The sequence below is a fragment of the Streptomyces sp. NPDC059373 genome (assembly GCF_042751495.1).
Lineage (GTDB): Bacteria > Actinomycetota > Actinomycetes > Streptomycetales > Streptomycetaceae > Actinacidiphila.
Genome location: NZ_JBHYXC010000001.1, coordinates 193152 through 205218 on the forward strand (window position 1 = coordinate 193152; position 12067 = coordinate 205218).

Here is a 12067-nt window from a genome sequence, read left to right on the forward strand (position 1 = left end):
CAGGGGTGTACGTCGCAAGGGTCGGCCTGTCGGGCATCAAGGGCTTCGCGGGCGTGCGCACGGTGGACCTCCCGCTCCCCACCGGGGGCGGCTGGACCGTGCTCGCCGGCCGCAACGGCTCGGGCAAGACGACGCTGCTCCAGGCCCTTGCCCTGGCGCTGAGCGGACCCTCCGTGGCGCGGAACCTGGTGCCGGACTTCAGTGGCTGGGTCACCGCCGGGACCCGGAGCGGGTGGGCGCACGCCGAGGTCACCCGCGACCCCTCCTACGACACCCTCTTCGGGCGCGGCCGGGCGCCCAAGGGCAGCGTCGTGCTGGGCCTGGAGTGGACCCTGCCGGTACGTTCCAAGGCGGAGCGGGCGGAACCGCTGCGGCCGTCCATGGAGCCGTACGACGCGCAGTACGGCTACCAGAGCCCCGAGCGCGGGCCCTGGGCCGGGAATCCGCAGGGCTGGTTCTGCGCCGGGTACGGGCCTTTCCGGCGACTGGTCGGCGGCTCGGGTGAGGCGCAGCGGCTGATGCTCGCCCCGGGCCCGGTGGGGCGGATGGCGACGCTCTTCCATGAGGACGCCTCCCTCGCGGAGGGCGTGTCCTGGCTGGTCGATCTGCATCTGCGCCGGCTGGAACGGCGCGCCGGGGCGGCGGCCACGCTGCGGACGGTCACCGCGCTCCTGTCCGACGGACTGCTGCCGGACGGTTACCGCGTCGCCAAGGTGGACTCGAACGGGCTGTGGGTGCGCCGCGGGCCCCGCATGCGGTCCTTCCCGCTGCGCGAGATGAGCGACGGCTACCGCACGGTGGCCGCCCTGGTGCTCGATGTCGTACGTCAGATCCAGGCGGCGTACGGCGAGTTGCCCGCGATCACCGCTCAGGGCCGGGTGGAGATCACGGCGCCCGGAGTGGTGCTGATCGACGAGATCGACGCGCACCTGCACGTCACCTGGCAGCGCCGCATCGGTGACTGGCTGCGGCAGCACTTCCCGAAGATCCAGTTCATCGTCACCAGCCACAGCCCGTACATCTGCCAGGCCGCCGACCCCGGCGGCCTGATCCGGATGCCCGGTCCCGACGAGGACCGTGCCCCCGAGGTCGTGGACGAGGACCTGTACCACCGCGTCGTGTACGGCAGCGGGGACGACGCCGCGCTGTCGGAGCTGTTCGGGCTGGAGACCCCGTACTCGCCCCGTGCCGAGCGGCAGCGGCGACGCCTGGTGGAGCTGGAGCGCAAGACCGTCGCGGGGCGGGCCGACGAGGCGGAGACCCTGGAGTACCGGGAGCTGGCCGGGCGGCTGACCAGTTCGCTGGAGACCCGGGTGACCGAGGTGGCGGCGCGGCTGAGCGGCGGTGACGGCGGCCGTTGATCCCGGTGCGACGGGCGGCGGCGCCGCAGAACACGCAGACGCTCCTCGGCCGGCGTACGGATGCCGTCAGGAGCGCGGGCGCGACCACCCGGGCGGCCCGCGAGGAGTGGCGCAAGGCCGCCACACCCAAGAGGCACATACGCGACCTGCTGCGCGGCATGGCCCACGGGGCCGAGCGGTGCATGTACTGCCTCGACAACCTCGGCACGGACATCGACCATTTCCAGCCGATCGCGGTCGCCCCGCTGCGCGCCTTCGACTGGCCGAACCACCTGCTGGCCTGCTCCAGCTGCAACAGCAACCACAAGCGGGACGAGTACCCCTGCGACGAGGCCGGGAACTGCCTGCTGGTGGACCCGAGCACCGAGGATCCGGCCGATCACCTGCTCCTGCTGCCCGCGTCCGGCCAGTACGAAGCGCTTACGCCCAAGGGCGTACAGACCATCAGGGTCTTCGGCCTCAACCGGAAGGACCTGGTGATCGGGCGGCAGACAGCGTTCGTCGTATGCCGCTCGGCGCTGCACGACTGGCACGCGCTGCTGGGCAGCGGTGACACGGCGGGCGCGGCGGAGATCGCGCGGGCGCTGCGGCTCACGCCCTTCGCGGACGTGCTGCGTTGTCTGGAACGGTCGGCTCTGCCGCCGTCCGCGGAGGTGGCCGTCCTCGGGGTGAAAACCGCCGCCGCCCTGGCGGAATGGCGCAGGACACACCGGGTCATTCCGGTCGGTATCCACCCGTGAGCCCTGCGTGTTCGTACTGAATCTTTCCTTGGACTTTGTCCAATCCAAGCCGCGTGAGCCATTGCCCCGCGTGCCGCGCCAGTGATTCAGTGTTTGTGTAGGTCGTGACGGACGGTCGGACAGTCCGGCACCACGACCCCGGAGCCCCCGACGGACTCTTCAAAGAATCGACGGGAGGACAGACTCATATGAGCACCCCTTACACCACCAACAACGCCGGAGTCCCGGTGGAGAGCGATGCCCATTCGCTCACGGTGGGTTCGGACGGCCCGATCCTGCTCCAGGACCACTACCTCATCGAGAAGATGGCCCAGTTCAATCGTGAACGGGTCCCCGAGCGAGTAGTGCACGCCAAGGGCGCGGGCGCGTACGGCGTCTTCGAAGTGACCAACGACGTAAGCCAGTTCACCAAGGCGGACCTCTTCCAGCCCGGCAAGCGGACCCAGATGCTGGCCCGCTTCTCGACGGTGGCCGGCGAGCAGGGCAGCCCCGACACCTGGCGGGACCCGCGTGGCTTCGCGCTGAAGTTCTACACCGAGATCGGCAACTACGACCTGGTCGGCAACAACACGCCGATCTTCTTCGTACGCGACCCGATCAAGTTCCAGGACTTCATCCGCTCGCAGAAGCGCCGCCCGGACAGTGGGCTGCGCGACAACAACATGCAGTGGGACTTCTGGACGCTGTCCCCGGAATCCGCGCACATGGTGACGTGGCTGATGGGCGACCGGGGCATTCCGGCCACCTACCGCCACATGAACGGCTACGGCTCGCACACGTACATGTGGATCAACGGCGCCGGCGAGAAGTTCTGGGTCAAGTACCACTTCAAGACCGACCAGGGGATCTACTTCCTCACCCAGGAGGAGGGCGACCGCCTCGCCGGCGAGGACACCGACCTGCACCGCCGCGACCTGTTCCAGTCCATCAAGCAGGGCGAGTACCCCTCCTGGTCCCTGAAGGTGCAGGTCATGCCCTTCGAGGACGCGCCGGACTACCGCTTCAACCCCTTCGATCTCACCAAGGTGTGGCCGCACAGCGACTACCCGCTGATCGACGTGGGCCGGATGACCCTCGACAAGAACCCCGAGGACTACTTCATCCACATCGAGCAGGCCGCCTTCGAGCCCAGCAACATGATCCCGGGCATCGGTCCCTCGCCCGACAAGATGCTGCTCGGCCGGCTCTTCTCGTACGCCGACACCCACCGCTACCGGATCGGACCCAACTACGCGCAGCTGCCGCCCAACCGGCCGCACGCCCCGGTCCACTCCTACGCCAAGGACGGGCCCATGCGCTTCGAGCCCTCCCGCACGGGTGCGGTGTACGCGCCGAACTCGTACGGCGGTCCGGAAGCCGACCTGACCCGCTTCGGCGAACCGGCGGGCTGGGAGACGGCGGGCGCCATGGTCCGCGAGGCCTACAAGCTGCACCGCGAGGACGACGACTGGGGCCAGGCCGGCACCCAGGTCCGCCAGGTCCTCGACGATGCCGCCCGCGACCGCCTGGTCACCAACGTCTCCGGGCACCTCAAGAACGGCGTCACCGCCCCCGTCGTCGAACGCGCCCTGCAGTACTGGCGCAACATCGACAAGGTCGTCGGCGACCGCATCGCCGCGAACGTCAACGGCGGCTGAGCGGTCGGTCTCCCCTTGACGGCAGCCCCGAGGCACGTGCCCTGCCCGTGCCCCGGGGCTGCATCGCGTTCGCGTACGGAACCGATTCGCCGCCCTACGCATCACATGGGCATGCATGGATACCTGTGGGCAAGGGTGGGGGCGGCCGTGCCACTGCTCGCGCTGGCCGGATGCGGACTGCGCCCCAACACGGTGGTCTGCCCGGACATCCTGGCCTCGGGCGTGTCCGTACGCGTGGACACGGTGGCCGGCACCGCGTACCGCGTCTGCGTAGGAGCGGTCTGCGACGCGCTCGGCAGCAGCGACTCCACGACAGGGCCGGCCTACCTGCAGGTCTACCTGCACCAGGTGACGGGGGCCCAGAAGGTCTCCGTACACTTCACCGCCACCCCCAAGGGCAGCACCAAGCCGACCGTGGACGAGCGCACCTCGGTCACCCTCCGCGCGCAGCGGCCGAACGACAACGAATGCGGACACGGCGGCTACCGGGCAGCCCTGGCCTACCAGCCCGCCAAGGGTCTGGTCAGGATCACCGACGAGATCGCCGGCGTCCCCGGCTAGCAGGCGACCCGGCGCGGGCCGGCACAACCCGCTGGGGTCCGGGGGCGAAGCCCCAGCGAGAACAACCCGGCGGCTACGCCAGGCGCGTGAACTCCACCGTGACCTCAGGCGGGCCGGAGGCCGCGCCTCTGTAAATGCCCTTGTGGGGCGTGACGTCGCCATAATCACGGCCGCGTCCGACCACGACGTGGGACTCGTCGGCGCGGACGCGGTTCGTGGGGTCGTAGCCGAACCAGTCACCGGCCCAGTATTCGATCCAGGCGTGGCTCTGGCCGGCGACGGGCCGGTGGAGGTCGGCGTCGCGGTCGGGGTGGAGGTAGCCGGAGACGTAGCGGGTGGGGAGGCCGATCCCCCGGAGCAGTCCGGCGGTGAGGTGGGCGATGTCCTGGCAGACGCCGGCGCCCTGCTCCCAGGCTTCCTGTGCGGTGGTGAGGACGCCCGTGGCGCCGGGGACGTAGGCGACGCGGTCGGCGACCATCTCGGCGACGGAGACGGCCGCTTCGTGCGGGTCGAGTCCGAGCGCGGTCTCATGGGCCGCGTCGACGAGGTCGGGGGCGACGGTCGTACGGGCCGTGGGCGAGGAGTGCTCGAGCAGCCGGGTCGTGGCGGCGCGTTCGGCGATCCCGGTCCAGCCGGCCGGTTCGGCCAGGGGCGCGGGCGGCAGGGTCTCGACCAGGGAGACGGCGGTGATGGCGAGGTCGGCGTGCGGGTCCATGAGGTCGAAGCCGGTGACCTGGGTGCCCCAGTAGTCCCAGTAGGACCAGGTGGCGGTGGCCGGGCTGACGGTGACCCGCGCGTCGAGGGTGGTCTGGTGCGGCAGGGTGAGCGGGGTCATGCGTACTTCGTTGTGCGAGGAGATCGCCGCTTCCGCGTAAGCGACGCGCGTCTCGTGCCGGATGCGCAGTCTGCGTCCCACAGTCGTCACGCCCCTTCCTGCGCCCACTCGATGGCGCCTTGATACGGGAAGAACCGTTCCGCCACGGCCTCGGCCGAGGCCATGCAGGCCTTCTGCAGATCGCCCAGCAGCCGTGGCAGGGCCTCCTCCAGGGTGCCCGTCTCCAGGTATTCCAAGCGCGTGCGCATCCGCCCGATCGGCTGGCGGGCGGCGTCGTGCCGTGGGTTGCCGAGCGCGGCGAGGCATTCCTCCGCCGTGGTCAGCGCGTGCAGGGCGGAGCGTGGGAAGTCGCGGTCCAGGAGCAGGAACTCGGCCACCCGGGAGGTGTCGCCGAAGCCGCCGTAGACCCGGGCGAAGGCCTCGTCCGCGCCGCTGGCGCTGAGCAGGGTCGGCCAGTCGGGGGCGTGGGCGGCGTCCAGGACGCGTACCGAGAGCAGCCGCACCGTCATGTCGACCCGCTCCAGGCTGCGGCCGAGGACGACGAAGCGCCAGCTGTCGTCGCGGCTCATGGTGGAGTCGGTGAGGCCGAAGAAGAGCGCGGCCCGGCGGCGTACGAGTGCGAGATAGGCGTACGGACCGGTCCTGCGGGCGGCGGTGCGCTGTTCGCCGAGGGCGTGCCAGGTGGAGTTGAGGCACTCCCACATCTCGGAGGAGACCGCCTCGCGGGCGCTGCGCGCGTTGAGGCGGGCGGCGCCGAGCGCGCCCTCGATGGATCCGGTGCTGCGGGCGTCGAAGGCGAGGCTGTCGAGCACCTGCTGCATGTCGCAGTGCTGGTCGCCGGGGGCGTTGAGCCCGAGGATGGCGTAGAGCGAGCGGCAGGCGGCGTCCTCGTCGCGCCAGGGGTCCTCGAGCAGCCGGTGGAGGTAGGCGTCGAGGATGCGGGCGGTGGCGTCGGCGCGCTCGACGTAGCGGCCGGTCCAGGTCAGGGCCTCGGCGATCCGGGAGAGGATGATGTCGTTCATCGCGGTGCCTCCTGCTCGGAGGAGCTCGGGATTCTTCACTGCTGCTGTCCCTCTTGCTCGCCGTTGAGGGCCGCGCGGTGGCCGCTGGGGCCCAGCTGGCGTGGTGCGACCTCGGGCGTGCCGGATTCGTACGTCGCCGCCGAGGGCTCGGGATCGGTGACCTCGGGGGCCTGCGCGAGCACCCAGGTGTCCTTGGAGCCGCCGCCCTGGCTGGAGTTGACGATGAGGTTGCCCTCCTGGAGGGCGACCCGGGTCAGGCCGCCGGGCAGCACCCAGACGTCGTTGCCGTCGTTGACGGCGAAGGGCCGCAGATCGATGTGGCGCGGCGAGACCCCGCCGGGGGCCAGCGTCGGTGAGGTGGACAGGGCGACCGGGCGCTGGGCGATCCAGCCGCGCGGGTCGGCGGCCACGTCCTTGCGCAGCCGGTCCAGGGTCGGCCGGTCGGCGTGCGGGCCGATGACGATGCCCTGGCCGCCGGCGCCGTCGACCGGCTTGACGACGAGCTTGTCGAGCTGGTCGAGGACGGCCTCCAACTGGCCGGGTTCGTCGGGCCGGTAGGACTCGACGTTGGGCAGAATCGGTTCCTCGGAGAGGTAGTAGCGGATCAGATCGGGAACGTACGTGTAGAGCAGCTTGTCGTCGGCGATGCCGTTGCCCACGGCGTTGGCGAGGGTGACGTTGCCGGCCTGCGCGGCGCTCAGAATGCCCGGGCAGCCGATCACCGAGTCCGGCCGGAAGTGCAGCGGATCGAGGAAGTCGTCGTCGAGCCGCCGGTATACGACATGGACGGGCATCTCGCCGCGTGTCGTACGCATCCAGACCCGGTTCCCCGAGCACACCAGGTCATGGCCCTCGACCAGCTGTACGCCCATCAGCCGGGCCAGCAGGGCATGTTCGAAGTACGCCGCGTTGCTCGGGCCGGGGGTGAGGACGACGACCTGCGGGTCGGTCACCCCGGCCGGGGCGGCGGCGCGCAGTGCGGCGAGCAGCCGCTGGCCGTAGGCGTCGACCGGGCGGACCGGTTGTTCGGCGAAGAGCGAGGGGAACATCCGGGTCATCGCGCGGCGGTTCTCGATGACGTAGCTGACGCCGGAGGGGACGCGTACGTTGTCCTCCAGGACCCGGAACTCGCCCTCCTCGTCCCGTACGAGATCGATGCCGCCGACGTGCACCCGGACGCCGTTCGGGGGCTCTATGCCTTGCGCGGCACGGTGGAAATGGGGTGAGTTGAGCAGCAGCCGCCAGGGCACGACGCCGTCCTCGAAGGCCCGGGCCTGTCCGTAGGCGTCGGCGAGGTAGGCCTCCAGGGCGCGCACCCGCTGGGCGACGCCGCGTTGGATCAGGTCCCATTCGAGGGCGTCGAGGATGCGCGGCACGAGGTCGAGCGGCCAGGGCCGCTCCTCGCCCGCGAAGGCATAGGTGACCCCTCGGTCGGTGAACGACCTGGCCATCTGGTCGGCCCGGAACCGCAGTTCGGCCGCGTCCATGGGCTGCAGGGCAGCCAGTAGCGGCTCATAGGCGGTTCTGACCACACCCGGCCGCTCAAACATCTCGTCCCATGCGTCGGCCAACGCATACGCGTCAAATATGTCCGCCATGAAGCGAAGTTAGGCGGCGTCTGTATCACGACGATCACGGCGTGATTTCCGGGAGAAGACACGCCAAGGTCACAGAGCCGGGTGAACCAGGTGTTTACCCACCCGTAAAGCGGCGCCGGTTTGAGCCGCCGAAGCTCCGGTCAGGCGCCGTTCTCCAGGGACCCCGGCGGGTCGACCGGAGCCACCTCGACGGCGGTCGCGCCGTGCGGTCCGGGCTCGGCGGACAGCTCGGCCTCCCGGGCGTGGGCGCGCAGATAGCCGACGACCGTGTTGGTCACCGCGACCAGCGGCACCGCGACGACGGCGCCGCCGATCCCGGCGATGAGCGAGCCGGCGGCGACCGAGAGGATCACCCCGAGCGGGTGCACCCGTACCGCCCGGCCGAGGATGAACGGCTGGAGGATGTGGCCCTCGATCTGCTGCACGGCCAGCACCACGGCGAGCACCAGCAGTGCGACGACCGGCCCCTCGGTCACCAGCGCCACGATCACCGCGATCACACCGGACGCCACCGCGCCGACCAGCGGCACGAAGGCGGCCAGGAAGATGATCACGGCGAGAGGCACGGCCATCGGCACGCCGAGGAAGAAGATGCCGATGCCGATGAAGATGGCGTCGATGAGGGCGACGATCACGGTGCCGCGTACGTAGAGGGTCAGCGTCCGCCAGGCGCGCGGGCCGGCGCCCGACAGCCCGTCGCGGGCGGCGGCGGGGAAGAGCCGCAGGACCCAGTTCCAGATGTTGCCGCCGTCGTAGAGCAGGAACAGCGTGCTGAACATCGCCAGCAGGATGCCGGTGAGGAATTCGACGACGACGGTGACGCCCTGCAGCCCGGCGTCGGTGAGCGCCTTGGTGTTGGAGCCGATCGCGTCCTGCAGATTCTTCGCGATCTGGTTGATCTGGTCCTCGGTGACATGGAACGGGCTGTTGAGCAGCCAGTGCTTCAGCTCGGTGACGCCGTCCTGGAGGCTGTTGGAGAGGTTGTCGATGTTCGCCATGACCTGCCAGACCACGAACCAGCCGACCAGCCCCATCACCACGAACCCGCCGATGAAGGTGATGGCGGTGGCCAGTCCGCGCGACACCCCGGCCCGCTTCAGCCGGCCCACGAAGGGCTGCAGCAACGCGGTGATCAGGAGGGCGGCGACGAAGGCGAGGACGACGAGCTGGATCGTACCGATGACCTGCATCAGCACCCACACGGTGCCGGCCAGCACCAGCAGCCGCCAGCCCACCTCACCCGCGACCCGCATGCTGTACGGCACGGCGGCCACCGGGTCCCCCGAACCGGCCGGGCGCCGGGGCGGGGGCGTGCTCGCGGCGGCCGAGGCCCGGAGCGCGATCTCGGCCTTCTCCTCGGCCTTGGCCTCCGCCTCGGCCTTGGCCCGGGCGGCGACGCGTGCCTCTTCCAGCCGCCCGGCGAGCTTCGCCAGCTCCGCTGCGAACCCGGCGCCCCACTGGCGCTTCTCCGACATCGCTTCCCCTGCTTCCGTGCCCCCTGTGTGGCACATGTGTGGGGACGACTTTACGTGGGGGTGAGGTTGACTCCGCGCACCGAGCCCTTGCAACGGAACGACGAACGCCCCCGGGCGCGAGACACTCGGGGGCGTTCGGGGCAGACCTGGCCCGGTAGGGCTCGGGGGCTAGTACCAGTGGTTGGCCTGCCAGAAGGACCATGCGCCGCACGGGCTGTTGTAGCGGCTGTTCATGTAGTTGAGGCCCCACTTTATCTGCGTGGCCGGGTTCGTCCGCCAGTCGGCGCCGGCCGAGGCCATCTTGGAGCCGGGCAGTGCCTGGACGAGACCGTACGCGCCGGAGGAGGCGTTGGTCGCGGTGTAGTTCCAGCCGCTCTCGCGCGTGACGATGTTGGAGAAGCACTGGTACTGGCTCGAGTCGCCGATGATCGACTGCGCCAACGCCTGGACCTCGGCGGTGGTGTACGAGCTCTTGACCGTCGCCGCGAGGGCGGAAGCGGCCTTCTTCGCCGCTGCGGCCTTCGCCTTGGCTGCCGCGGCCTCGTCCGCTGCCTGCTTCCGGGCTGCGGCGGTCTTGGCGGCTGCCTTGCGGGCATCTTCCTCGGCGGTCTTGCGGGCGGTCGCGTCGGCTGCGTCCGACTGCGCCTGCACCTGCTCAGTCAGCGAGGCCTGCTGCACCTGCTGACCGGCGGGTATGTCCGCGAGTACGGTCGTCGCGTCAGCGGCGGGCTGTGCGGCGGCCGTTGCCGGCTCGCTACCCGCGGCGACGCCAACGACGGCGCCCACTGTGGTGACCGCAGTGGCCGAAGCCACCGCGAATCCCCGGACCGAGATCCGGCTCACACGGTTTCCTTCCAGCATCGCCCGCGTGGTGACCTCGCGGACGCAATCGCGCCCCTTGACGCTGGCTTCCCTCCTGCGCCGGATCACGTCCCGTCGATCCGATGGGTCACAAGAAGCACTGGCCCGATGGGTCCTCCCTGTTACGGAAGGGCCCGGTGTTGCTCGGGCGGCTTACGGCTGACGCTGTTCAGTTCTGGGGTGCCACACCGCTGGGGGTGCGGGAGTGCCGTAAGCGGGGCCTGACAGAACCGACAGCCTGCCGCAGCCCGACGCGATTGCGCAATCTCCAGTTGCGTGGCAAACCTCACACGGCGTTTGAGCCCCACGTTTCACGGATACCCCCGCGTAGGCCCTCATGACAGCGCTAGGCTGCTGCGCCCTCGTGGCGCAGCAGCCCAGCGTTCGTCAACTTACTTACTACGCGTGGCCGTCCTCCAGCATCTCCGTCACGAGCGCGGCGATCGGCGAGCGCTCGGACCGGGTGAGGGTGATGTGCGCGAAGAGCGGGTGGCCCTTGAGCTTCTCGACGACGGCGACCACGCCGTCGTACCGGCCCACCCTCAAGTTGTCGCGCTGGGCGACATCGTGAGTGAGCACCACTCGCGACCCCTGCCCGATTCGGGACAACACGGTCAAAAGCACGTTCCGTTCGAGGGACTGTGCCTCATCGACGATGACGAACGCGTCATGCAGCGAACGGCCGCGGATGTGCGTGAGCGGCAGCACCTCGAGCATGCCCCGCGCCACGACCTCCTCGATGACCTCCTTCGAGGTCACCGCCGACAGCGTGTCGAAGACCGCCTGCGCCCACGGGCTCATCTTCTCCGACTCGCTGCCCGGCAGATAGCCGAGCTCCTGCCCGCCCACCGCGTACAGCGGCCGGAAGACCATCACCTTCTTGTGCTGCTGCCGCTCCAGCACCGCCTCCAGCCCCGCGCACAGAGCCAGCGCGGACTTGCCGGTGCCGGCCCGGCCACCCATCGACACGATCCCGATGTCCGGGTCGAGCAGCAGGTCCAGCGCGATGCGCTGCTCCGCACTGCGGCCGTGGATGCCGAAGGCCTCACGGTCCCCTCGTACGACCCTGACCCGGCCGTCGTCCGTCACACGGCCGAGTGCCTTGCCACGGTCGGACTGCAGGACAAGTCCGGTGTGAACGGGCAGTTCGGACGCTTCGGGCAGGAAGACCGACTCGTCCTGGAAGAGCGAGTCGACGTCCTCCGCCGAGATCTGCAGTTCCTCCATCCCGGTGTAGCCGGAGGTGATCGCCAGTTCGGCCCGGTACTCCTCGGCCAGCAGGCCGACCGAGCTCGCCTTGACGCGCAGCGGCAGGTCCTTGGACACGACCGTCACGTCATAGCCCTCGGCCTGCAGATTACGGGCCACGGCCAGGATGCGGGAGTCGTTGTCCCCGAGCCGGAAACCGGCGGGAAGCACCCCCGGGTCCGAGTGGTTCAGTTCGACGCGGAGCGTGCCGCCGAGCTCGCCGGTCGGAATGGGCGCGTCCAGGCGCCCGTACCGGATCCGGTACTCATCGAGCAGCCGCAACGCCTGGCGGGCGAAGTAGCCGAGTTCGGGATGGTGGCGCTTGGCCTCCAACTCGGTGACCACCACCACCGGGAGCACAACCTCGTGCTCTTCGAAGCGGGTGAGGGCATTCGGGTCGGCAAGCAGCACGCTGGTGTCGAGTACGTAAGTGCGCCGGTCGTGCTCACGGCGATTCTTGCTGGTCACCACGTGTGGACGAACCCCCTCGGGGAGAGGTCGGGGTGCGACTGCGTCGCGCGGGACTGGGCCGGGACCGACCGCGGGGGCCGGTCTCGGCCCTCCGAGTCGACGCGGTCGACGCTGTCTGTGTCAAGAGCGATAGACAGCTCGTCCGTGTGCAATGGGCCTCCCGGGCGGACGGCCAGGTGCCGCCCGCTACTGTCCGGCACCCATGGTCCGGATGCCGGTCTGACCGGTGTATTCCCTCGAAAGTGCAGGCCTATGCGG

General features: G+C 70.1%; 10 protein-coding genes. 4 read left to right on the forward strand and 6 right to left on the reverse strand.

Annotated elements, in window-relative coordinates; translation table 11 throughout:
- Positions 1 to 5: 5 nt before the first annotated feature.
- The 4 genes from ACFXJ5_RS00905 to ACFXJ5_RS00920 all read left to right on the forward strand — a co-directional run bounded on the left by ACFXJ5_RS00905 (position 6) and on the right by ACFXJ5_RS00920 (position 4299).
- Entirely contained in the window at positions 6 to 1361 is a 1356-nt protein-coding gene (locus ACFXJ5_RS00905; protein WP_384625007.1) for an AAA family ATPase, read from the forward strand.
- Positions 1358 to 2101 (forward strand): hypothetical protein, encoded by a 744-nt coding sequence (locus tag ACFXJ5_RS00910; protein WP_384625009.1) that lies wholly within the window; start codon positions 1358 to 1360, stop codon positions 2099 to 2101. The genes ACFXJ5_RS00905 and ACFXJ5_RS00910 overlap by 4 nt, the downstream gene beginning before the upstream one ends.
- A 188-nt stretch (positions 2102 to 2289) precedes the next feature.
- Entirely contained in the window at positions 2290 to 3738 is a 1449-nt protein-coding gene (locus ACFXJ5_RS00915; protein ID WP_384625012.1) for a catalase, read from the forward strand.
- A gap of 147 nt (positions 3739 to 3885) precedes the next feature.
- Positions 3886 to 4299, forward strand: coding sequence for a hypothetical protein (locus tag ACFXJ5_RS00920; protein WP_384625015.1), 414 nt, complete (start codon positions 3886 to 3888; stop codon positions 4297 to 4299).
- 73 nt (positions 4300 to 4372) lie between these two features.
- Here the strand turns inward: ACFXJ5_RS00920 and ACFXJ5_RS00925 are convergent, their stop codons facing one another.
- The 6 genes from ACFXJ5_RS00925 to ACFXJ5_RS00950 form a co-directional block, all read right to left on the reverse strand.
- Complete coding sequence (locus ACFXJ5_RS00925; RefSeq protein ID WP_384626498.1) at positions 4373 to 5215, reverse strand: transglutaminase N-terminal domain-containing protein; 843 nt, start codon at positions 5213 to 5215, stop codon at positions 4373 to 4375.
- A 5-nt stretch (positions 5216 to 5220) separates the two neighbouring features.
- Positions 5221 to 6156 (reverse strand): alpha-E domain-containing protein, encoded by a 936-nt coding sequence (locus ACFXJ5_RS00930; RefSeq protein WP_384625018.1) that lies wholly within the window; start codon positions 6154 to 6156, stop codon positions 5221 to 5223.
- 35 nt (positions 6157 to 6191) lie between these two features.
- Positions 6192 to 7754 (reverse strand): circularly permuted type 2 ATP-grasp protein, encoded by a 1563-nt coding sequence (locus tag ACFXJ5_RS00935; protein WP_384625021.1) that lies wholly within the window; start codon positions 7752 to 7754, stop codon positions 6192 to 6194.
- A 140-nt stretch (positions 7755 to 7894) separates the two neighbouring features.
- Entirely contained in the window at positions 7895 to 9229 is a 1335-nt protein-coding gene (locus ACFXJ5_RS00940; RefSeq protein WP_384625023.1) for an AI-2E family transporter, read from the reverse strand.
- A 168-nt stretch (positions 9230 to 9397) separates the two neighbouring features.
- On the reverse strand, positions 9398 to 10072 hold the full coding sequence (locus ACFXJ5_RS00945) for an aggregation-promoting factor C-terminal-like domain-containing protein (RefSeq protein WP_384625025.1): 675 nt from the start codon (positions 10070 to 10072) through the stop codon (positions 9398 to 9400).
- Positions 10073 to 10489: 417 nt separating this feature from the next.
- Positions 10490 to 11809 (reverse strand): PhoH family protein, encoded by a 1320-nt coding sequence (locus ACFXJ5_RS00950; RefSeq protein WP_384625028.1) that lies wholly within the window; start codon positions 11807 to 11809, stop codon positions 10490 to 10492.
- Positions 11810 to 12067: the final 258 nt, after the last annotated feature.